The organism is Gammaproteobacteria bacterium, from assembly GCA_011682695.1.
GTDB lineage: Bacteria > Actinomycetota > Acidimicrobiia > Spongiisociales > UBA4744 > BMS3Bbin01.
The window spans coordinates 1-21,055 of record JAACED010000020.1 but is presented as its reverse complement, the minus strand read 5'-3'; the positions used below and the strand labels follow the sequence as shown (position 1 = coordinate 21,055).

Here is a 21,055-nt window from a genome sequence, read left to right as displayed (position 1 = left end):
GACATGATGAAGCGGATCCACAACGAACAGGGCGTCGCAGCCATTGAAGCCGCGCTGATCCTCAGCCTGCTGCTGCTCGTGGCCCTCGGGAGCGTCGAGTGGGGCCTGGGACTTCGCGACTGGCTGAGCGTCACGGCCGGCACACGTGAAGGCGCGCGGGTCGGGGCGGCCGCAGGCGACGAGGCCAACGCCGACTGCGTGATCCTCGAGGCGACTGCCGGGGCGATTCGCGACATCAACGGCGCGGTCGTTGAAGTGTGGGTCTACGAATCCGACACGACCGGCACGATCGGACTCCGCCAGCGATACCGTCCGTTCGTGACCGGAGACGACAGCGCTCTCCTCCGCTGTGGAGCATGGTTTCTCGTGCAGTCCGACTGGCCAGAATCGGCGCGAGACAACGATGGCGCCACCCGCGACTGGCTGGGGGTGCGAGTCGTCTTCGACCACGACTGGCTGACCAATTTCGGCGGCTTCTCGGGGTCCGTCTGCGAGCGCGGGACGGCAGTCGGAAAGGACTGCTGGGCTACGAGCACGGTGATGCACATCGAACCGGATCCAACTCCCTGAGCCGACATACCGCCGGAGCACGACTCCCGAACTCCTGCGAACCACACGATGTGAACCGAAGTTCGCCCGCTCCGAGCGACACCAACGATGGGAGCAGCCACACCCGTCAACCGCGTGACACCCCAACGTACGAGGGCAAGCGGTCAGAGCACTAGCCTCACCCGATATGCACACCTCTCCTCGCCTTCTTCCGGCGCTCATCTCGCCATTCACTCGAACAGGTGACCTCGACCTCGACGCCCATCGACACAACCTGACCGCACTCGCGGAGCGGACCGTCAAAGGCTTCCTGATCGCCGGGTCGACTGGTGAAGGCCCCTACCTGGAACCCGGAGAACGCCAGGCCCTCCTCGAAACTGCACGAGACACGCTCGGCACAAAACCCTTTCTGCTGTGCGGTATCGCCGCGGAGACCACACGAAGGGCTGTCCGGCAAACAACGGAGGCGGTCGAAGCTGGTGCCGACGCCGTCCTCGCCATGACCCCCACCACCCTTGCCCGAGGCAGCCACGATGCCGTCCGCCGGTTCTTCCTCACGCTGGCCGACACCTCTCCCCTGCCGGTGATGATCTACTCGGTCCCCCCGTACACCGCCTACGAGATCCCCACCGACCTGGCCGTCGAACTCTCACACCATCCCAACATCATCGGGATGAAGGACTCCGGGGGTGACGTCGCGCGGATGGCCCGCCTCGTGCAGGAAGCCCCTGCCGACTTCCTGTTGTTCACCGGGGCAACCCGATCGATCACCTTCTGCATGGCTGCGGGTGCGTATGGAGCGATCACCGCCTCGTCCAACTACCTCACGTCCATGGCCCTCGAGGTCATCGCAAAGGCACACCGATCCCCCAAGAGCGCGCTCTCGGATCAGGCAGAACTGACCAGGATCGCCTCGGCGGTCGAGGCTTACAGGATCCCCGGCGTGAAGGCCGCCGCCGAGATGAGCGGACTCCGGCCCGGCTCTCCGCGGGCGCCGCTCGCGAAGCTCGGTGCCAGGGACATCAAGAAGATCAAACAGGCTCTTCTGCCGATCCTGAACGACTGATCACCCGAAACTTCTGCAGCCTTGCCCCCATCGGCCTCGCTCGGTTCGAACCCCTCCGTCGACGGACATAGAGAACCCGAGAACACATACTGCTTGCAATCGCAAGCACTTTCGCCGAACCCTGCTAGCCTGGCAATAAGGAAGAGAAAGGAAGCCATGGCATTCAAATTCCTCACCGACGAATGGGCCGCCGCCGTCACCGAAGCACTCAAGGCGAGCGAAGGTTTCACGTCGTCTGCCAACATGAGCCTCCAGTTCGTCGTCACCGATGCACCCGAAGGCGAAGCGAAGTTCTACATGGACGCCACCGGAGATACCCCGGTGCAGGCAATTGGCGAGATGGAAGACCCGGACGTCACGATCACGTCCAACTACGAGACTGCGTCGAAGATCTTCAAGGGTGACCTCAACACGCAGATGGCATTCATGACCGGCAAGATCAAGGTCGCCGGCAACATGGCCAAGCTCATGACCCAGCAGGTCGCCCTCGGCCACTACGCCACCGCCACCGCCGGCGTGGACGTCGAGTACTGAGAACCCCCTGAACCCTGGGCTCGTAGGTGCCTTATGGGTACCCCTGAGCCCTGGGTTCACAGCAACAGAACAACAATGTGGGCGGCCCGAAGGCCGCCCAACTCTCACTCCATCCCATCGCCTACTTGCGGCGTTTGGCAACCTCGTCCTTGAGGCCCTTGCCGGGATGGAACTTCGGCACGAACTTGGTCTTGATATACAGACTCTCCCCGGTCGCCGGGTTCAAGCCCTTGCGACCCGGTCGCTTCGTCGATTCGAAGCTCCCGAACCCGGTCACCTGCACTCGATCACCCTTCTTCATCGCCTTGGTGATCTCACCAAACACCGTCTCGACCGCCGTATGGGCGGCCTTCTTGCTGATGCCCGCGGCAGCAGCAACCTTTTCTACGAGGTCTCCCTTATTCATTCGACCGCCTCCTGGCAGAGAACTACAACATTGTGATTCTGGCAGGACAACACCCCGATTACAACGAAAGCCCCCGCACACCGGGGGCTTTCGTTCCTTCCAGGACGGTTACAGAGTGATACTGTGCAGGTCTTCGATCTTGGCCTTCACCGCCACGGCAGCCTCGCGCAGCGCCTCCAACTCAGACTCGGTGATGTCCAGTTCGACGATCTTCTCGACGCCCTTGGCGCCTAGCTTGGCGGGGACACCCAGGTACACGCCCTCGATGCCGTACTCGCCGGACGTCCACGCACACACCGGCATGACTTCGCCGGTGTCCTGCAGAACTGCTTCGACCATCTGCGCGGCTGCCGCCGACGGGGCGAAATAGGCGCTCCCCGTCTTCAGCAGTCCGACGATCTCCGAGCCACCCTTGCGGGTACGCTCCACGATCGCCTCGATCTGGTCTGCCGTCAACACTTCCGTCAGCGGCTTGCCGGCGACCTTGACCTGTGACGGCACCGGCACCATCGTCGGCCCGTGGCTGCCCAGGGTGAGCGCTTCGATGTCGAGCACGTCGACACCGCTCACCTCTGAGACGAAGTGCACGAACCGTGCCGTATCCAGCATGCCTGCTTGGCCCATGACCTTGTTGTGCGGCAGACCGGATACCTCGGCGGCCAGCGTCGTCATGTGGTCGAGCGGATTGGTGACCACGATCAGTGTCGCCTCCGGCGAATACTGCACGATCTGCTCGACAACGCTCTTGACGATCTTGGCGTTCACCTCGAGTAGGTCCATCCTGCTCATACCCGGCTTGCGGGGAAGCCCGGCGGTGATCACCACGACGTCGCTGCCCACGGTGTCTGCGTAGTCGTTCGTCCCGACGACCAACGTGCGGTATCTCTCGATCGGCCGGGACTCGTTCATGTCGAGGGCAAGCCCCTGCGGAAGACCCTCGACGATGTCCGTCATGACGACTTCGTCGGCGAGATCCATCTGGGCGATCCGCATCGCCGTCAGTGACCCATACTTGCCCGCCCCGACAACCGTGACCTTGCTCATAGTTCCAACTCCTTGGCTCGCGGCCTCTGACTCAAGGCTAGTGCAATCAGAATCCGTCTCAGCCGCAAGTAGACGAAGCCCGAGCATGCGCTCGATGGCATCGATCAACCGTCGCCTGCATCTACCATCTGCCCCCGTGCGACGTCTTCTCTTCCTCGCCTTCGCAACTCTGGTAGTGGCCTGTGCGGTCCCTGCGACACCGAGTTCGACCACTGCCCTGAAGTCATTCGACCTCAATGACACCGGCCTCCTCACCCGCCTCGGGTCGGCACCGTTCGCCGACGTCGTGTGGCAACGCACGGTGCACGACATCACCGTCGTCGGGTCGCGACCACACCCCGACCCGGCCGAGCTCGATCTCCTCGAAGGCGCACTCTCCGAACTGCCCCGTGTGCTCTGGGAGGTCGGCACCCCGCGATCCATCATCCGCGTGGCATCGGCTCCGGAAGAAGAGCAGGTAGGCCACGTCGTCGCCTTCACAAGAGGGCCCGACATCTACCTCGTCGACCGGACGTTCGACCCCGACGGTGGCGGCACCACGCGCCTCGACCTCGCACGCGCCCTCGCCCACGAATTCGCGCATGTCGCACAGTTCCGCGCTCTCGACCCCGCCTACATCCAAGCGGCGCTCGACGGCGACATCGCTCGGGTCGACCCTGCCGACGGCTCGGACCTCGTCGTCTCCTTCGCTGCCCAGACCGGCTGGACCAACGAATCCGCCGATCCACTCCACGCCGACTGGCGACTCGAGGGCAAGGCGGCCACCGAGTACGGGCAGACCGGACCGGCCGAAGACATGGCCGAATCGGTCGCCATGCTCGTGCTGGGCCGCGCCGACTGGATTCCGCCGGACCACAGCACGTGGGTGACGAAGTGGCTCGACACGTCGGTCAGACGGCTCGCCGCGGGCAAACCATGGATCCCTGCGGGTGCTGTCGAAGTCTCCACCAAGGAGGACCTCTACGACGAAGCGGCCGCAGGCAGGGCGGCACCGGGTGCCACGCATGCCGAGGCCCACTACTTCGAGCTCGCCGCAAGTGTTCCGAACCACCTCGCCCTCGGCCCCGAAATCGAACACAAACTCCTCCAGCGCGGATTCGGAGGCAGCTTCACGCGGATCAATGATGATCATCTCCCCCACTACCAAGGCAGCTTCGCCCGCTCCGATGGAGTCCGGTTCTGGGTCGAGCTGTGGGACTTTCGGGAATCGACCGGCTTCTCATCGGCACCTGACGTTCCCGTCCTCGTGTACGTCGAACTCTGGTAGCGATCCCTGACTGGCTCAGGTCTTACAAACTCCGAACATCTCACTCACAGCGTGCACACAGCCGTGCCCGATCCTGTCTTCAGACCTTCAAAGGAGACAGCATGCGATCGAGAGCCGGCCTCTGGGCCACCATCGGCGTCACCGGTGCCCTGATACTGACCGCTTGCGGACCGATCGACGGACCTCAGGCTGTCGCCGGAACCGCCGTTGCGACGACGCAGTCCCAGCCGGCCACGGCAACCACAACCGCCACGGCGACCACGACCACCGCAGCGACCACGACCATCCCTCCTGCCGAACCGGTCCCGTTGGCGGCGCTGTCGACGACCCAGCCGGCCGAGCCGGCCGCAACCTCTTCGACAACGACCACCACGACAGCCCAATTGACCGAAGAAGACGTCGCTGTCGACCTGAGCGACATCGACGCCATGCTCGCCGACCTGGATCGCCTCCTCGGTGATCTGGACTCGAGCTTCAACGAAGACGAAGGAGACGTAACCCCATGATCAAGAGAACCATCACTGCAGCCGTGGCGCTGAGCCTCGTGCTCGCCCTGCCAGGCGTTGCCATGGCACAGACAACCGACGGCCCGACTCCCGACGGAACGGTCGCCGAACAGACGGTAGACAGTCAACGGCCAGGCATCGTCGACAGGATCAAGGAACGGGCCCAGCACGCCATCGACAGGCGGCTCGCGACGATCGACAGGCTGCGGACGGCCCTGAACGAGAAGGGTCATGCAACCTCAGCCCACAAGGCGGACCTGTTCGTCGATCTGAACGAAGCCAAGGCCGGACTCCGGACATTGTCGAGAGAAATCGATGCGGCGAACACGATCGATCAGCTTCGAGTTCTCGTACCCAAGATCGCCACCGACTTTCGAATCTATCTGGTCCTTGCACCGAAAGTCCACGAAGTGATCGCCGCCGACACGGCCGTGTGGGCGGTGAACAACCCGGCGACCAACGTGTACGAGAAGCTCTCTGCGCTCGTCGACCGAGCCGATCAGGCCGGCTACGACGTGACCGAGGCCCAGGCGGCGCTGCAGGAGATGCAGACGCACATGACTAAGGCCGAAGCGTACGCCGCCCCGGTCCCGAACCAGGTCATCGACCTGGAGGCGAGCGACTGGGAGAACCCGGCCAAATCACTGCTCAGACAGGGACGTGACGACCTCATCCAGGCGAGGGACGAACTCCGTGCGACCAAGGATTCCGCCAAGGCCGCCGCTCAGGCGCTGCGCGACGCGATCCATGATGCGTTGGCCGACGACGCCGCGTAACCGCACCCGCAACCGGAATGTGTTGAGCCCCCGTCAAAGGGGGCTCAATGCTGTACGGTTGCAGTGGGAGGTGTCCCGTGGACGCAACGCATCGCAGGTTCGCGACCGAGTGCTTCAACGCAGCTTGGGATCTACTCGAAAAGCGCGACCACACTCCCGAGGAAGTCGACGAGATGGTCGATCTCGCCCATGCGTCCAGATGGCACTGGGCTCAGACCAAGGCCTGCACCCCGCTCAACCTCGCGGTCGGGGCGTGGCAACTCTCGAGGGTGTATGCGGTTGTGGGCTGTCCAGACCTGGCGCTTCACCATGGACAAGAGTCGCTCCGCCTATGCCAGGACAACGATCTCCCGGCTTTCTATGAGAGCTATGCCTATGAGGCGCTTGCCCGGGCTGCGTCCGACGCGGACCGGGAGCGATACCTCGTTGCCGCCCACGATCTCGCGTCGAGAGTGGACGATGAGGAGCATCGCGAAGCGCTGCTGGCGGATCTGGCGACGATCTAGGATCGTGAGACCCCCGTTCTCCCCCGTCGACCTCGGCTGGTCCTTCGCCTCGGTCGCTTCCTTCGCCGGGAGCAGCAAGATCGGGGGAGGCGCCAACGCGCCTCCCCCGCCTGCCTACATCCTTTCGACCATCGCTTGTGCGAACTCGGAGGTCTTCACCTTCGTCGCGCCCTCCATGAGACGAGCGAAATCGTAGGTGACGATCTTTTCGGCGATCGCAGCCTTGAGGCCTCCGACGATCAGATCCGCCGCTTCATCCCAACCGAGATACCGGAACATCATCGCACCGGAAAGGATCAGCGAACCGGGGTTCACTTTGTCCAGTCCGGCGTACTTCGGTGCGGTCCCGTGGGTTGCCTCGAACAGTGCGATCCCGTTCTCGTAGTTGATGTTGCCTCCGGGGGCGATCCCGATGCCACCGACCTGCGCGGCCAGCGCATCGGAGAAATAGTCGCCGTTCAGATTGAGCGTGGCGATCACGTCGTACTCCGCGGGCCGGGTGAGAATCTGCTGGAGGAACGCGTCGGCAATCACATCCTTGACGAGCAGCTTGTCGCCGGGCTCGCCACCGCAGTCTTCCCAGCTCACCGCGACGTCGGAGAACTCGTCCTTGACGACTTCATAACCCCACGTGCGAAATGCACCCTCGGTGAACTTCATGATGTTGCCCTTGTGAACGAGCGTCACCGACTTGCGGTTCTTCTCCAGTGCGTACTTGAGCGCTGCCCGGACGAGACGCTTGGATGCCGTCTCGGACACCGGCTTCAGCCCAAGACCACTGTCGGGACGAATATCCCAGCCGAATCGGGACTTCATGAACTCGAGCAGGCTCTCCGCTTGCGGTGTGCCCTCTTCGAGTTCGCGACCCGCGTAGACATCCTCGGTGTTCTCGCGAAAGATCACCATGTCCACGAGTTCAGGATGCTTCACCGGCGAGGGAACCCCGTCGAAGTACCGCACGGGCCGAAGGCACACATACAGATCGAGAGTCTGACGGAGCGCAACGTTGAGGCTTCGGATCCCACCGCCGACGGGCGTCGTCAACGGACCCTTGATGCCGACCAGGTATTGTCGGAACGCGTCGATCGTCTCCGCGGGAAGCCATTCGCCTGTCTCGTCGTACGCCTTCTGACCGGCGAGCACTTCTTTCCACCCAATGCGGCGATGCCCGCCGTAGGCCTTTTCTACAGCCGAGTCGAACACGTAGCGGGACGCACGCCAGATGTCGGGACCGGTGCCATCACCCTCGATGAAGGGGATGAGGGGCTCGTCAGGAACGACGAGCCCCTCGGGTCCCATCGTAATCGGTAACGCCATGTTGATCTCCTTTCAGGCGGATTATCCCACGTGTGATCGGGCTGCAATCGCGGTGTTGCGCATGAGCATGGCAACGGTCATCGGGCCCACCCCTCCGGGGACCGGAGTGATCGATCCGGCCACTTCGACGACCGCGTCGAAATCGACGTCGCCGACGAGTCCTTCCTCGGTGCGGTTGATTCCGACATCGATGACCGTGGCTCCCGGTTTCACGTCGCCCGCTCCGATCATCTTCGCCCTGCCGACGGCAGCCACGAGGATGTCTGCCTCCCGGGTGACCGCGCTCAGGTCGCGAGTCCGAGAGTGCGCCATCGTGACAGTCGCGTCGGTGCCCTTGAGCCCCAGTAGGAGACCGAGCGGACGTCCCACGAGGAAGGACCGTCCCACAATCACCGCCCGAGCACCCGACGTCTCGATGCCGTAGTAGTCGAGGATGCGCATCACGCCCTGAGGGGTGCACGGCACCAACTTGGGCCGTTCCAAGGCGAGGAGACCAAGGTTGTAGGGATGAAGCCCGTCGACGTCCTTTCCAGGGTCGATCAGCGAGGTGATCCTCTGTTCATCGAGATGGTCGGGCAGCGGAAGTTGCACGATGATTCCGTCGACAGCGGGGTCCGCGTTGAGCCGGAGCACGAGCGCTTCGAGGTCCTCCTGGGTGACATCGGCCGGGACCTCATTGTGGATCGAGGTGATGCCGACCTTGCCTGCGGTCCGGCGTTTGCTGCGCACGTACACATGGGAGGCCGGGTCATCGCCGACCAGGACCGTGGCCAGTCCCACTTCTTTCGGTATCGCCGCAACCATCGCGGCGACTTCTTCGCGAACCGCCGCTGCCACTTCTTTTCCGTCGAGTATGCGGGCACTCAATGGGGAAACCCCCCTCCTATCCGTAGGCCCGCGCAGCTGCACGGGCTGCTCTCGATTGCTCAGAATGGAACGGCCTGCATGAGCCTTGTCTCGATCTCATCCAGTAGGGAAGCCGGCTCAGGATCGATGGCTGCTCGGAGCGGAGATGCGTAGTACGCATCGGAGAGAGCGTCGATCCCACCGGGCGCTTCCGTCGAGACGATCCACACGAACTTGTTCTCCTCGGGAATGGTCCACGCCCCCACAACATCGAATCCGACACTGCGACGGGCTTCGACGACCGCTGGGAAGATCGCCAGAAACTCCTCCATCTTCCCCTCGGCCACGTCGTACATGCGGAGCTGGTATTCCTTGGCCATTGCCTCTCCTTCTCCCTGTGAGCCTAACCGCGGCGTCAGCGACCAAATCCCGACTGACGGCGGTCCGCACGTGTATAGGCTCCTCGGATGCCCAGACTGCTGACGAGACGTTTCTCCCTTGCGTGGCTTGCGAACCTCGCCCAGGCAATGGCATGGGCACTGTTCATCCACTTCCCCGGATTCCTGCTCGGGCTCGGGGCGAGCGAGGTCGAGATCGGTCTGCTGGTGGGGCTCACCGCCCTGGCGTCGGTGATCGTTCGCCCGTGGGTGGGCCAGGCCATGGACATCTACGGACGTCGCCCCGTGATCATCGCCGGGAACCTGGGCAACATCGCCACGCTCGCCCTGTATCTGACGGTGACCGGCCTCGGCCCGTGGATCTACGTGGTACAGATCCTCCACGGCATCGCTACAGCTCTGTTGTTCACATCGCTGTTCACCTACGGTGCGGACCAGGTTCCATCTGCGAGGAGGACGGAGGGACTCGCCCTCTTCGGGGTCTCCGGGCTCTTGCCAATCGCCCTCGGTGGCCTGCTCGGCGACGTCATCCTCGAGGCCGGAACCTTCACCCACCTGTTTCTCACCGCACTCGGATTCGCCGGACTTGCCCTTCTCCTGTCCCTCCCACTTCACGATGCCCCCAAAGGGACGTCGGCCCCCATGCGCTTCTGGGCATCGGTGACAGCTCCCAGCCTGCGGCCGCTGTGGTGGTTGACATTCGTTTTTGCGGTAGCGCTCACCGCCTATTTCACATTCCTGAAGACGTTCGTGGTCGAGACCGGGATCGGGTCGGTTGGCGCATTCTTCGCCGCCTATTCGAGCATCGCGATCGCCCTGCGACTCTTCGGCGGCTCCCTCCCCGACCGGGTGGGTCAGATGAAGGTGCTGTACCCGGCGCTGGCCTCTGCAACGATCGGCTTCATCGTGCTCGCACTCGCCGGCGGCGGCGGCGCGGTGGTCGCTGCCGGTCTCCTGTGTGGGGCAGGGCATGCGTATGCGTTCCCCATCATGCTCGCACTGGTCGTGACCCGGTCACGGACCGCCGATCGCGGCTCTGCCATCGCTATCTTCACCGGTCTCTTCGACCTGGGAGCCCTCATCGGCGCGCCTGTACTCGGTGCGGCGATCCACTACGGCAACTACCCGACGATGTTCTTCGCCGTGGCGGCCTGGACGCTGCTGGGTACGGTCGTGTTCGCCCGCTGGGACCGGAGGCGGATGCGTGCCCAGCCTTCCTCGTCAATGCCGAAATGAAATCGTGCGGCCGACAGAAATGAGGTTCCTGTCAATGCAAGCGTCGCTATCCGACGCTTGCATTGACAGGAAAACGCGTGTCACCAGGCGCCGCCGCCTCCGCCGCCTCCGCCACCGCCACCACCACCGCTGAAGCCTCCCCCTCCACCCGACGACGGAGCAGCGAAGGCGCCGTGCAGTGCGCTCCCAAGACCGGCGAGTGCGTTGGTGCTGTGTCCACCGGAGTACCCCTGGGTTCCGTACCAATACAGGCTGCTCTGCTGCTCTAGCTCTTGGGGCGCCCGCAAACGGGCCGCCTTCAGAACGTCCTCGGCGACTCCGAGCGCCACCGCGTAGACGAGGTAGCGATCCCACAGAGCCAGTGAGATGGCCGGCGCCTCCTCGAGACGGCTGAAGTCCTTCAGATACCGCCGGAAGGCCTCCCACCGAGCCGCCAGTTGAGCGCCCGTACGGGTACGCTTCACCCAGCCCTTCCTGGTGATGGCGAACACACCAAGGATGGTCGCGTTGACGAAGAATGCCAGCAGCAAACCGGGAACGATGAGCGTCCCCCACCTGGTCCCCGCCAGCGGCGCCATCGCAAACATCCCGATGAAGATCAACGCGAACATGACCCCACCGACGATCCACATTGGTTTGGTGCCGGAGCGGTCCAGCAACTTTCGGCGGGTCAGCGCCTTCTCGGCTTCCTTCTGGAATACCTTGTATGTCTCGGCGTTTGCTGCCGCGTCCTCTCTGATCAGCTCTCTGAACTCGGTCAACGGCTGGGGGCCTGAGGCAAAAACTCTCTTCATCACGGTCACGACGGGACGCTCGGCAGCGGTCAACGCCATGTGCGTATCACCGAGTCCGATCTCCAGATCGGAGATCTGCTCGGTTCGCAGACCCCCCCACGTCTTGCGCTCCACACTGACGGGCCCGGCGGTCAGAACACCTTTGCGGATCAGATCGAACAGGGTCGCGGTGAACTCCGGGACCCCGACCGTCCCCTGGGAAAGCAGACCACCAACGACCACCGGCGGATCGTCCGACGGCGGCTCCTGCTCGTACTCGCGGTCATAGTCGACCCGCGGCTCTCGCCCGTAGCGTAGGTAGAGCCAGGCGACGGCACTCAGCGCGGGTAGGAACGTGATGATCAGGAGCACGATGGCCAGACGACGTCCTGTGGCTTGATCGCGAGAAGCGCGAGCCGTTTCTGCCTCCTCCTCGGCGAGGATCTGAGGCAGGCCGTCCCCTGCAATCTCGGTGGCGCCAGACGTCGAGGTGAGGACGGATCGGGGGAACACGACGCGCATCTCGACGAACTGCTGGTCCGGGATTCCGCTCGCCTCGAGTGTGGGCGAGACGCCGTCGGCACCGAGAGAAGTCGAACCCTTGATGGTCGCGGGATGTCCCCACACGCGAACATCGGACGGAGTACCGGGCAAGGTCATCGTTGCGGTGAGTGAGTCGAGCCCGCCTTTCCACTGGTCGCCCCACACCTGCAGGTTGACGTCGACGACGTCGTCATAGGCATGGGCCAGACCCAGAAAGCGGTACGACACCGTGAAGGTACGCGGCTCGTTGGCAGCGGCATAGTGCCAGACGATGCGTTCGAGGTTGCCCAGCTGCACGACGCCGAACGTGTCGGGAGCGCCGGAGGAACCGAGCTCTGCAGACGCGCCCGGTTGATAGGCCCTGCCACCCTCCGACACCGATACGTCAACGATCTCCTCGCCAGGACGCAGCGGAATGTCCCGATAGGCGCCGGTGAATGACCCGTCGAAATCGAAAGTGAGGTGTTCGGTTACGAGGAGGGATCCGTCGGCCTGCACCTGGACTTCGACGACGGCGCGGGTCGTGTCGAATCCTCTGGCCGCGGCAGGGCCGGCAAGGACGGCAACTGCCAGAGCCGCCAGGAGTGTGACGGCACCGATTCGGCGCACGGTCAGAAACTCACCTGAGGCGCCTGATCGGCCTCGTCGGGCGCGTCGAAGTACTCGCGTGTCTTGAACCCCGCAATGCCGGCCACGATGTTGGACGGAACGGTCTGGACCCGGTTGTTGAGACTCAGCACCGCGTCGTTGTAGATCTGGCGAGCAATCGCGATCTTGTCCTCCGTGTCGGTGAGCTGTTCCTGCAGTTCGGAGAAGTTCATACTCGCCTTGAGCTCCGGATACGCCTCGGCGAGTGCGAACAGTTGCCGGAGGGCGGCAGTCAGCATGTTCTCGGCCTGGGCCTTCTCCTTCACATCTCCCGCTGCCATCGCTCGGTTACGAGCGGCCACAACCTGCTCAAACGTGGACTTCTCGTGAGATGCATACCCCTTGACCGTCTCTACGAGATTAGGAATCAAGTCGTACCTACGTTTGAGTTGCACATCGATCTGTGACCACGCGTTGTCGGTGCGGTTGCGAAGCTTGACCAGGCGGTTGTACATGCCGAAAAACCACACGACCAGCACGGCAACGATGATGATGAACACAGTCACGGTTTCCCTCACTTTGGCAACGTTCTACGAGTCTACGAGAACCCCCTCCAAGATTCTCGTCAATGGAAGCGTCGCTATTCGACGCCGGTATTGACAGGAAACGATGAGGCCACATTCTCGTCAATGGAAGCGTCGCTATTCGACGCCGACATTGACTAGAAAAGGGGCGTATACCATGCGCCGGTGCTCACCGCGATCACCCGGCTCCGATCGTTTACGCGCGACTCGCGCTGGTTCCTCGCTGCCGCGACGCTGTGGGGTTTCTCGTTCAGCATCACCTGGCTACTGCTGAACTTCCTGTTTGAAGGCCTCGGGTTCTCCCAGTCCCTCGTCGGCATCGCTAACGCCGTGCCCAACCTCGTCGCCCTCATACTCGCCCTCCCCTTGGCTCGCCTCTCGGAACGCACCGGGTACGTCCGCATGATGCGGATGGGGGCATTCGCCGCCGGCTTGGGTCTCCTGGGGCTGGCTCTTTCACACAGCATCGTTCCCGCTATGGCATCGGTGTTTCTCATCGGACTCGGCGGCATGGCCTTCTGGGTCGTGCCGAGTCCGCTGATGACCGCACTCGAGCCGCAGGCGAACCGCACCTACCTGTTCTCGGCACAGTTCGCGGCGAATCTCGTCGCCGGATTCTTCGGCAGTCTCGCGGGAGGCTGGCTCCCCTCGTTCTTCGCCAAGATCGGCGGCTTCGATCCGAAGAGCCTCCAGGCGATTCAATGGACGGTCATGGTCGCCGCGGTGCTCTACCTGATCACCGCGCTCCCCCTTTGGAAGCTCACCGAAGTCAGACCGGCGGAACCGATGGAGGGAAAGCTGTGGCACATCCCTCGTCCCGCCAGGAGGATCATCCTGATCCTGCTCGTGCCAAACATCTTCATCGGTCTCGGAGCAGGGCTGATCATCCCGTTCCTCAACATCTTCGTCGAGGGCAAATTCGGAGTTTCCTATGCAACCCTCGGCGCCGTCTTCGCATGGTCCCAGCTGGGTATGGCAATCGCCGTGATGCTCCAGCCGATCATCGCAGAGCGGTTTGGCAAAACCGTGAGCATCGTGATCGTCCAGACACTGTCACTGCCGTTCATCACGATGCTGGGTTTCTCCGGCAGCTTCGCTGCGGTTGCCATCGCGCTGTTCGTCCGATCGGCGTTGATGAACGCAGCCAACCCGATCTACGCCGAGTTCACGATGGGACAGGTCAGGGAAGCATGGCGTCCGTCGCTTGCGGCGGCCGAGGCGATGGTCTGGACGGCCGGGTGGACCGTCGGACCGTTGTTGTCGGGCTGGATCAGAAGCAAGCTCGGGTTCGACGTGGGCTTCAACGTGCTGTTCGTGGCGATGTTGATCCTCTACGGCGCCGGTATCGCGTACACGTGGCTCGTGCTGCGCCCGATCGAGAAGGCAGGCCGCCCGTCAGACGCCCACCCGGGTACTGCGCCGCTCGAGTAGGACGGTGTCGCGCCAGTGGCCTTCGTGTTGCCCGATCCTGATCCGGTTGCCGACGATGCGGAACCTTCGCGACTGCAGTAGCAGCAGGCTGGACTCGTTCTCGGGGAACGTGCTGGCTTGCAGGGTCCAATAGCCTTCGTCTTCCGATGCTGTGATCAGCGCGTCGAGGAGCGCACCTCCCACACCCTGGCCGCGGCGGTCCGCAGCGACGTAGGTACTCGCCTCGGCAACGCCGCCGTAGACACATCGATTCGAAACCGCGCTGAGTGCGGCCCAGCCGATCACCGTGTCTTCGTCCACGGCGACCAGCTTGCATGAAGGGAGATGCGTCGCTTCCCACGCTTCGGGCGAGGGGACCGATGTCTCAAAGGTCGCTTGCCCGGTAACGAGACCTTCCGCATAGATAGCGACGACGTGCTCCAAGTCCTCGGGCAGCATCGAGCGGATGTACATGAAAAGGAAGCTAACGCGTTCTTGTGACGCTGGACAGGAGTTATCCGATCCAACCGTCACAAGAACGGGTACATCAGGATCCGAGCAGCCCCTTCATGGCCACACCGATCATCGTCGGATCGTCGAGGACGGTGACGCCAACGGCCTCCAGCGCCTCCATCTTGGCGGCCGCGGTGCCCTTGGACCCGGAGATGATCGCACCGGCGTGGCCCATCTTCTTGCCCTTCGGTGCGGTGACTCCGGCGATATAGGCAACCACCGGTTTGGTGACGTACTCTCTAATGAACTCGGCTGCCTGCTCCTCGGCATCTCCGCCGATCTCGCCGATCATGACGATCCCTTCGGTATCCGGATCATCCTGGAACCGGGCCAGAACATCGATGAAGGTCGTACCGGGCACCGGGTCTCCCCCGATGCCGATACAGGTCGTCTGGCCGAGTCCATGGGTCGTAAGTTCATGCACAGCCTGGTACGTGAGCGTACCGGAGCGCGACACGACGCCAATGTTCCCAGGTGCTGTGATCGAATCGGGCATGATGCCGACGTTGGACTTCCCGGGTGAGATGAGCCCGGGACAGTTCGGGCCGATCAACACCGTGTCCGGCGTCGTCTGCTTCAGGTAGTTGAAGACCTTCGCCTCGTCCTGGGCGGGGATGCCCTCGGTGATGCACACGATCACATCCACACCCGAAGCGGCAGCTTCAAGGACGGCGTCTGCAGCGAACGGCGGCGGAACGAAGATCAGCGACGTGTTCGCGCCTGTGGCTTCAACGGCCTGGGCGACCGTATCGAAGATCGGGATGCCGGATACTTCCTCGCCACCCTTGCCAGGACGGGTTCCGGCGACCACGTTCGTCCCATAGTCACGGTTGCGCAGCGCGTGGAACTGACCCTCTTTGCCGGTCAGACCCTGCACGACCACCTTGGTGTTTTCATCGATGATGATCGCCATCAGGCCACCTCCCCGCCTGCCAGTTGCACGGCTTTCTCGGCTGCCTCCCGCATCGTCGCCGCGGGAATGAGCTTGTCTGACTGCACCTTGGCAAGGGTTTCTCGCCCTTCTCCCGCGTTCGTCCCATCGAGACGGACAACGATCGGCCACGGGAGATCGAGACTCTCGAACGCCTCGAGGACACCCTGTGCGACAAGGTCACAGCGGGTGATACCGCCGAAGATGTTGATCAACACGGTCTTGACCGACGCGTCCTCCATGAGGACTTCGAGGGCGTTCGTGATCGTGTCGGCACCGGCGCCGCCGCCGACGTCGAGGAAGTTCGCTGCCTTGCCACCGACGAGCGACACGACGTCGAGGGTCGACATCACGAGACCGGCTCCGTTGCCGATGATGCCCACGTCCCCGTCGAGCTTGATGAAGTTCAACCCGCGGTCCTTCGCCATTCGTTCGACCGGCGGGATGACGTGCTCCTTGGCGAACTCCGGAAAGCCCTTGTGCCGAAAGAAGCCGTTCTCGTCGAGCGTCACCTTGGCGTCCAGCGCCATCACCTGGCCATCCTCTGTGAGGATCATCGGGTTGACCTCGACGAGGTCACAGTCGAACTCGACGAACGCCTGGTAGAGCTTCTTCAACAGGGCGATGGAGCCGCGGGCGGCTTCCGGGTCGAGTTTGGCGCGATAGACCATCTCGGTGGCAAGCCAGTTCGGCAGGCCGATGACCGGGTCGATGTGCACCTTCACAACCGCTTCCGGTTCGGTGACTGCGACGCGTTCGATGTCCATGCCACCTTTGGCGCTGATCATCCCGAGGTGCTTCTTGGCCGAGCGGTCCAGCGTGAACGATGCGTAGTACTCCGCCTTGATCTTGGAAGCTTGCTCAATCCATACGCGATGGACGGTGTGACCTTTGATGTCCATGCCGAGGATCTCATCGGCCCGTTCGTACGCCTCGTCGGGGGTCTCGGCGAGCTTGATGCCGCCGGCCTTGCCCCGTCCGCCTACCTGTACCTGTGCCTTGACCACTACGGTTCCGCCGAGATCACGGGCGGCATCCCGTGCCTCCTCGGCGGTGGTGGCTGCCCGACCATCGGGGACGGGTACCCCGATTCGGGCGAACAAGGACTTCCCCTGGTATTCCAGAAGGTCCACGAATCTCTCCTCGTCAGTGTTCTTGTATGTTGCTCGCTACCCAGTCGGTGATCTCCGACAGCGGTGTGCCCGGCGTGAAGATGCCGGACAGACCGGCGTCTCTCAGCTTGGCGATGTCATCATCGGGGATGATGCCGCCACCGAACACGACGATGTCGTTGGTGCCCTGCTCAGCAAGGAGTTGTACGACGCGTGGGAACAGCGTCATGTGGGCACCGCTGAGTACCGACAAGCCGATCGCGTCGACGTCTTCTTGGATGGCGGTATCGACGATCTGTTCGGGGGTCTGGTGCAGACCCGAGTAGATCACTTCATTACCGGCATCCCGAAGCGCCCTGGCGATTACCTTGGCCCCTCGGTCGTGCCCGTCGAGACCGGGCTTTGCGATCAGGATCCTGCGTGGCATTGCGAACCGCAGGTTACTGCATGACGCCGGGAGCCCCGCATCGTGACCGGCGGAAGTCGCAGGTCACATCGACTGTCGACGGACTCCCTTGCGACCGACACTCCCCCACCACGCTCGCAGGGACGCTCGGGCACTGAGCCTCGGTGCCCTCACGCGTTCGATCACACCCGCCTCCGCGAACCAGCGGAAGACGTCTTCGATCGTGTCGCGAGTCGGACGAGGCATGTACCCGAGCGTCCTCGTCGCTTTGGCGTGGTCGATGTGACGGTAGGTGCGTAGGGCCCGGACCGACTCGGAGGTGAACAGTGGTTCCCTCCCCAGGCGACGGTAGACGAATCCGACGAGGGGAGCGCCGAACCTGACGAGACCCATCGGGATGACCGGAGGAACACGCGCCCCGGTCACTGCAGCGACCAGCTCCGCGAGGTCGCGCATCGACTGCCAGTGGCCGGCAGCGATGTAGGACTCACCGGAGCGGCCTTTTGTCTCGCCGAGCAGCAGGGCTTCGGCGACGTCGCGCACGTCGACCCAGTTGAACCCACCGTCGGGAAGCACCGGCAACCGCCCCGCACGCATCATCAGCAGGACCCGGCCCATACGCGACGGCTGGAAGTCATACGGTCCGATCACGCCGGTCGGGTTGATGGTCACGGCGTCGAGACCCCGTTCGACCGCCTTGCGCAACGCCATCTCACCGGCTGCTTTCGATTGGTCGTAGGCGGCACGCCCGCCGTTCAAGGGACGGGCGCGGCGCTCGTCGACGGCTCGGCGCAACGGCAGCGGGGCGAACGCGTGAATCGACGAGCAGTGCACGAATCGATTCACCCCTTCGGCCAGAGCGGCTTCTGCGGCGTTGTGGACCCCTCCGACGTTCACGGCGACGACCTTTCCGCCGTAGCCGCCCTCGATGGAGATGATCCCTGCCAAGTGAAAGACCGTGGCAGCGCCTCGGAACGCCACACGCAGCGACTGCTCGTCGAGTACGTTGCCTGCGACACGTTCGATGTCGAGTCCGGCAAGAGCCGGAGCGGGATCGTCCGGAAGCAGCACCACCCGAACCGGGCGCTCGTCGGCGACGAGGTGCCGGACGAGGTTGGCGCCCAGATGTCCGGATGCTCCGGTGACGACGGTGAGGTTGTCCAACAGTTTGGCCTCCCACGAAAGTCTAGATCTGCCGTTTGGAGTAGAGAACCGAAGCAGGGCCGGCCGTCGGTCAGTCCTCGAGGATGGGATAGACGGCGGCGATCCAGTCGTGCATGTCGTCGAACCGTTCGGCTATCCCGTCGACGGGCGCCAGGCTCGGATCGCCGAGCGCTGCAACCGCCTCGGGAGTGACTCTCAGCAGCACCCCAACAGCGCCCTCCCACTGCTCCGAGGGGACAGTGTCGTTGCCCCACTCGTCACGGGCGATGATGACCTCCCAGGGATCGCCCGGTCGGGTGAAGACGGGCGCCGGATGATTGCCGCCGCTGAGCCGAGCTGCATGGGCGAGACCGAAGGGTGTCCGCACTACGAGGAACATGTCGTCCCGCCGAGCAGCAGGATCCACTTCCACCACCACATTCGTCTCCACCAGTTTGGCGAACTCCTCCGACGGGGTCTCCTCTGGATCGAGGAGACGATGTTCAACCGGCGTTTGACGCCACAGGTCTGCCCGGGCTGCATCGTGCTCCCGCCGCGCCGCAGCGAACCGCTGCGAGATCGGTCCGGGAGGCGCCCCGAGCCGCTCGGCGTCTTTCTCGGCGACCCACGTCACCAGCACGTCCACCGGATCCTCGCCCGGTTGCACCACCCACGAGAACTGCTCGGTCATCCAGCCCCCGTTCGGGCCCAGAAACTCCAGCTTTCCGTCGCGGACCACCGCCGCGTTCCCGATATGCCAGGGCGTACCTCGAGCCGCCTCGGGCAGGCGGGTCTCCGGTAGCTCGCCGACGACGGGTCGATACCCGAGCAGGAGGATCACCGACTCGGCAGGGTCCAGCCCTTCGAAGTGTGACGGGATGCGAGATCCCCCCGGCACTCCCGGAGCATCACCTGCAAGCTCCGTCATGAGAACCCTGCCGGTCGGAGGACTCGGCACCGGGAACGGTCCGCCGGAGAACGTGGAGGGGCTCTTCGCGACAAACAGCACCCGCTCCACCAACACCTGGTCGACATAGACGGTGAAGTCGGTTTCTGGCACACGCTTCGGGGCGTTCACGGACTCGACGTGGGCTTCCACGATCGCCGACGATCCGATGACCACGTCGAGTCGTGCCATCTTGTCGACCTGGGGCTGGGCGACCTGACCTCGGGCAATCACCGCAGCCGCGACGCCACCGACGATCAGGCCGACCACCACAAGAAGTGTCTTCTTCCGCACCGCGTCGACCTACTTGGCAGTACCTGGCACTACACAATCTATTGTCACATTGTCACATCCACGCGTCAAACACCTCAACCGATACGAGGCACACACGCATGGAACAAGCGATGGCCCGCTACCGTTGCAGCACGAGAACGACCCGGAGAGACATATGTCAAACCTGCACGCCGTCGCCGCCCAGGGCCAGAGCATCTGGCTCGACTCCATATCCCAAGAGCTCCTCAAACCCGCCGGCTTGCCGCGAATGATGAAGGACGACGCCATCACCGGCGTCACCTCCAATCCATCGATCTTCGCCGCGGCGATCATGGGGTCGGCCGACTACGACAGACCACTTGGCGACATGGCCGCTCGCGGCGCATCGACCGACGAGATCTACACCGCCCTCGTCACCGGCGACATCCAGGCCGCCTGCGACGTGATGCGTCCCGTGTTCGACCGCACGGACGGTGTCGACGGATACGTGTCGGTCGAAGTGTCACCGGACCTGGCCCACGACACCGCTGCAACGGTCGCCGAGGCGCGCGAGTGGGTGAAGCGGGTCGACAGACCGAACCTACTGATCAAGGTACCCGCGACCGCCGAAGGTATCCCTGCCGTCCGTCAACTCATCACCGAAGGAACCTCGGTGAACGTGACCCTGATCTTCGCCCTCGAACGGTACCGGGAGGTCATGGAGGCATACCTGAGCGGCCTCGAAGGCCTCGCCGCCGTCGGTGGCGACGTGTCACGTGTCGCATCGGTGGCGTCGTTCTTCGTGTCCCGTGTCGATACCGAGGTCGACACGCGCCTCGAGGGCATAGGAACCGATGACGCCCTGGCGCTGCGTGGCAAGGCTGCGATCGCCAACGCCCGAGCCGCGTATGGCGCGTTCCTCGAGATGTTCTCGGGAGATCGCTGGGAGGCGCTCACGGACAAGGGTGCCCGCATCCAGCGTCCCCTCTGGGCAAGTACCTCGACCAAGAACCCTGCCTACCGCGATGTCATGTACGTGGAAGATCTCGTTGCGCCAGATACGGTCAACACCGTGCCCATCTCCACGATCGACGCGTACCAGGACCATGGCAGCTCCGACCCCAAGGTGTTCACGAGCGCCGATATCGCCGCCGCCGTTGCGACCCTCGACCAGCTCGCGTCGGTCGGCATCGACTACGACGACGTGGTACAGGTTCTCGAGGACGAGGGCGTGCGCAAGTTCGCCGACGCCTATCACCAGCTCCTCGCCTCGATCGACGAGAAACGGTTGGCGCTGGCCGGCTAACCCGTTTTCCTGTCAATGCAGGCGTCGCATACCGACGCTCCCATTGACGAGAAAAGGGGAGGGTGTTTTCCTGTCAATGCAGGCGTCGCATACCGAC

General features: G+C 63.6%; 22 protein-coding genes and 1 pseudogene. 11 read left to right on the top strand and 12 right to left on the bottom strand.

From position 1 onward, the window contains the following. The first annotated feature begins 3 nt into the window (after window positions 1–3). The 3 genes from GWP04_05880 (at window position 4) to GWP04_05870 (ending at window position 2,149) form a co-directional block, all read left to right on the top strand. Window positions 4–570 carry a hypothetical protein gene (locus tag GWP04_05880; protein NIA25081.1) on the top strand — a complete coding sequence of 189 codons (567 nt, stop codon included), beginning with the start codon at window positions 4–6 and terminating at the stop codon, window positions 568–570. A 166-nt stretch (window positions 571–736) separates the two neighbouring features. Then, window positions 737–1,615: a hypothetical protein gene (locus GWP04_05875; GenBank protein ID NIA25080.1), complete on the top strand. Its 879-nt coding sequence runs from the start codon at window positions 737–739 to the stop codon at window positions 1,613–1,615. A gap of 156 nt (window positions 1,616–1,771) precedes the next feature. Then, entirely contained in the window at window positions 1,772–2,149 is a 378-nt protein-coding gene (locus GWP04_05870; protein NIA25079.1) for a hypothetical protein, read from the top strand. Between the two features lie 121 nt (window positions 2,150–2,270). Here GWP04_05870 and GWP04_05865 read toward each other — a convergent pair whose 3' ends face one another. Continuing rightward, window positions 2,271–2,555, bottom strand: coding sequence for a DNA-binding protein (locus GWP04_05865; protein NIA25078.1), 285 nt, complete (start codon window positions 2,553–2,555; stop codon window positions 2,271–2,273). A 108-nt stretch (window positions 2,556–2,663) separates the two neighbouring features. Then, on the bottom strand, window positions 2,664–3,599 hold the full coding sequence (gene mdh / locus GWP04_05860; GenBank protein ID NIA25077.1) for a malate dehydrogenase: 936 nt from the start codon (window positions 3,597–3,599) through the stop codon (window positions 2,664–2,666). A 136-nt stretch (window positions 3,600–3,735) separates the two neighbouring features. Here mdh and GWP04_05855 point away from each other — a divergent pair, with 136 nt between their 5' ends. From GWP04_05855 to GWP04_05840, 4 genes are all read left to right on the top strand, one after another. Further along, window positions 3,736–4,866, top strand: coding sequence for a hypothetical protein (locus GWP04_05855; GenBank protein NIA25076.1), 1,131 nt, complete (start codon window positions 3,736–3,738; stop codon window positions 4,864–4,866). Window positions 4,867–4,967: 101 nt separating this feature from the next. After that, the gene (locus GWP04_05850) at window positions 4,968–5,372 is read left to right on the top strand and encodes a hypothetical protein (protein ID NIA25075.1); all 405 of its coding nucleotides are present in this window, start codon (window positions 4,968–4,970) and stop codon (window positions 5,370–5,372) included. Beyond that, window positions 5,369–6,148 carry a hypothetical protein gene (locus GWP04_05845; protein ID NIA25074.1) on the top strand — a complete coding sequence of 260 codons (780 nt, stop codon included), beginning with the start codon at window positions 5,369–5,371 and terminating at the stop codon, window positions 6,146–6,148. Before GWP04_05850 ends, GWP04_05845 begins: the two co-directional genes overlap by 4 nt. A gap of 77 nt (window positions 6,149–6,225) precedes the next feature. Next, window positions 6,226–6,654, top strand: a complete 429-nt coding sequence (locus tag GWP04_05840; GenBank protein ID NIA25073.1) for a hypothetical protein — start codon at window positions 6,226–6,228, stop codon at window positions 6,652–6,654. Window positions 6,655–6,768: 114 nt separating this feature from the next. Here the strand turns inward: GWP04_05840 and GWP04_05835 are convergent, their stop codons facing one another. Genes GWP04_05835 through GWP04_05825 form a run of 3 tightly spaced genes read right to left on the bottom strand, consistent with a single transcriptional unit; the run spans window position 6,769 to window position 9,197 of the window. Beyond that, entirely contained in the window at window positions 6,769–7,971 is a 1,203-nt protein-coding gene (locus GWP04_05835; protein NIA25072.1) for an NADP-dependent isocitrate dehydrogenase, read from the bottom strand. Window positions 7,972–7,992: 21 nt separating this feature from the next. Continuing rightward, entirely contained in the window at window positions 7,993–8,838 is an 846-nt protein-coding gene (folD, locus tag GWP04_05830) for a bifunctional methylenetetrahydrofolate dehydrogenase/methenyltetrahydrofolate cyclohydrolase FolD (GenBank protein NIA25071.1), read from the bottom strand. A 59-nt stretch (window positions 8,839–8,897) separates the two neighbouring features. Then, complete coding sequence (locus tag GWP04_05825) at window positions 8,898–9,197, bottom strand: hypothetical protein (GenBank protein NIA25070.1); 300 nt, start codon at window positions 9,195–9,197, stop codon at window positions 8,898–8,900. An 87-nt stretch (window positions 9,198–9,284) separates the two neighbouring features. Between GWP04_05825 and GWP04_05820 the strand changes: the two genes are divergently transcribed. Next, a complete protein-coding gene (locus GWP04_05820; protein NIA25069.1) occupies window positions 9,285–10,451 on the top strand; it encodes an MFS transporter in 1,167 nt (388 codons plus the stop codon). 87 nt (window positions 10,452–10,538) lie between these two features. Continuing rightward, window positions 10,539–10,622, top strand: a pseudogene (locus tag GWP04_05815) (J domain-containing protein). 1,756 nt (window positions 10,623–12,378) lie between these two features. On the opposite strand, the gene GWP04_05810 reads toward GWP04_05815, so the two are convergent. After that, window positions 12,379–12,933 (bottom strand): LemA family protein, encoded by a 555-nt coding sequence (locus GWP04_05810; GenBank protein NIA25068.1) that lies wholly within the window; start codon window positions 12,931–12,933, stop codon window positions 12,379–12,381. Between the two features lie 171 nt (window positions 12,934–13,104). Here GWP04_05810 and GWP04_05805 point away from each other — a divergent pair, with 171 nt between their 5' ends. Beyond that, window positions 13,105–14,370: an MFS transporter gene (locus GWP04_05805; protein ID NIA25067.1), complete on the top strand. Its 1,266-nt coding sequence runs from the start codon at window positions 13,105–13,107 to the stop codon at window positions 14,368–14,370. Here the strand turns inward: GWP04_05805 and GWP04_05800 are convergent. The 6 genes from GWP04_05800 to GWP04_05775 all read right to left on the bottom strand — a co-directional run bounded on the left by GWP04_05800 (window position 14,335) and on the right by GWP04_05775 (window position 19,694). Continuing rightward, the gene (locus GWP04_05800; GenBank protein ID NIA25066.1) at window positions 14,335–14,823 is read right to left on the bottom strand and encodes a GNAT family N-acetyltransferase; all 489 of its coding nucleotides are present in this window, start codon (window positions 14,821–14,823) and stop codon (window positions 14,335–14,337) included. The genes GWP04_05805 and GWP04_05800 overlap by 36 nt on opposite strands. A 73-nt stretch (window positions 14,824–14,896) precedes the next feature. Continuing rightward, on the bottom strand, window positions 14,897–15,775 hold the full coding sequence (gene sucD / locus GWP04_05795) for a succinate--CoA ligase subunit alpha (protein ID NIA25065.1): 879 nt from the start codon (window positions 15,773–15,775) through the stop codon (window positions 14,897–14,899). After that, on the bottom strand, window positions 15,775–16,926 hold the full coding sequence (sucC, locus tag GWP04_05790; protein NIA25064.1) for an ADP-forming succinate--CoA ligase subunit beta: 1,152 nt from the start codon (window positions 16,924–16,926) through the stop codon (window positions 15,775–15,777). Before sucC ends, sucD begins: the two co-directional genes overlap by 1 nt. Before the next feature lie 13 nt (window positions 16,927–16,939). Beyond that, entirely contained in the window at window positions 16,940–17,332 is a 393-nt protein-coding gene (locus GWP04_05785; protein NIA25063.1) for a methylmalonyl-CoA mutase, read from the bottom strand. Window positions 17,333–17,395: 63 nt separating this feature from the next. After that, on the bottom strand, window positions 17,396–18,475 hold the full coding sequence (locus tag GWP04_05780) for an NAD-dependent epimerase/dehydratase family protein (protein ID NIA25062.1): 1,080 nt from the start codon (window positions 18,473–18,475) through the stop codon (window positions 17,396–17,398). A gap of 70 nt (window positions 18,476–18,545) precedes the next feature. Further along, window positions 18,546–19,694 (bottom strand): hypothetical protein, encoded by a 1,149-nt coding sequence (locus tag GWP04_05775; GenBank protein ID NIA25061.1) that lies wholly within the window; start codon window positions 19,692–19,694, stop codon window positions 18,546–18,548. Window positions 19,695–19,848: 154 nt separating this feature from the next. Between GWP04_05775 and tal the strand changes: the two genes are divergently transcribed. Continuing rightward, window positions 19,849–20,958, top strand: a complete 1,110-nt coding sequence (tal, locus tag GWP04_05770; protein ID NIA25060.1) for a transaldolase — start codon at window positions 19,849–19,851, stop codon at window positions 20,956–20,958. The last annotated feature ends 97 nt before the right edge of the window (window positions 20,959–21,055 follow it).

What these genes read in the sequence shown, in the direction of transcription:
- GWP04_05880 (NIA25081.1), top strand. Translation starts at nt 4, where the DNA reads ATGATGAAGCGGATCCACAACGAACAGGGCGTCGCAGCCATTGAAGCC.
- GWP04_05875 (NIA25080.1), top strand. Translation starts at nt 737, where the DNA reads ATGCACACCTCTCCTCGCCTTCTTCCGGCGCTCATCTCGCCATTCACT.
- GWP04_05870 (NIA25079.1), top strand. Translation starts at nt 1,772, where the DNA reads ATGGCATTCAAATTCCTCACCGACGAATGGGCCGCCGCCGTCACCGAA.
- GWP04_05865 (NIA25078.1), bottom strand. Translation starts at nt 2,555, where the DNA reads ATGAATAAGGGAGACCTCGTAGAAAAGGTTGCTGCTGCCGCGGGCATC.
- mdh (NIA25077.1), bottom strand. Translation starts at nt 3,599, where the DNA reads ATGAGCAAGGTCACGGTTGTCGGGGCGGGCAAGTATGGGTCACTGACG.
- GWP04_05850 (NIA25075.1), top strand. Translation starts at nt 4,968, where the DNA reads ATGCGATCGAGAGCCGGCCTCTGGGCCACCATCGGCGTCACCGGTGCC.
- GWP04_05845 (NIA25074.1), top strand. Translation starts at nt 5,369, where the DNA reads ATGATCAAGAGAACCATCACTGCAGCCGTGGCGCTGAGCCTCGTGCTC.
- GWP04_05835 (NIA25072.1), bottom strand. Translation starts at nt 7,971, where the DNA reads ATGGCGTTACCGATTACGATGGGACCCGAGGGGCTCGTCGTTCCTGAC.
- GWP04_05825 (NIA25070.1), bottom strand. Translation starts at nt 9,197, where the DNA reads ATGGCCAAGGAATACCAGCTCCGCATGTACGACGTGGCCGAGGGGAAG.
- GWP04_05820 (NIA25069.1), top strand. Translation starts at nt 9,285, where the DNA reads ATGCCCAGACTGCTGACGAGACGTTTCTCCCTTGCGTGGCTTGCGAAC.
- GWP04_05800 (NIA25066.1), bottom strand. Translation starts at nt 14,823, where the DNA reads ATGTACATCCGCTCGATGCTGCCCGAGGACTTGGAGCACGTCGTCGCT.
- sucD (NIA25065.1), bottom strand. Translation starts at nt 15,775, where the DNA reads ATGGCGATCATCATCGATGAAAACACCAAGGTGGTCGTGCAGGGTCTG.
- GWP04_05785 (NIA25063.1), bottom strand. Translation starts at nt 17,332, where the DNA reads ATGCCACGCAGGATCCTGATCGCAAAGCCCGGTCTCGACGGGCACGAC.
- tal (NIA25060.1), top strand. Translation starts at nt 19,849, where the DNA reads ATGTCAAACCTGCACGCCGTCGCCGCCCAGGGCCAGAGCATCTGGCTC.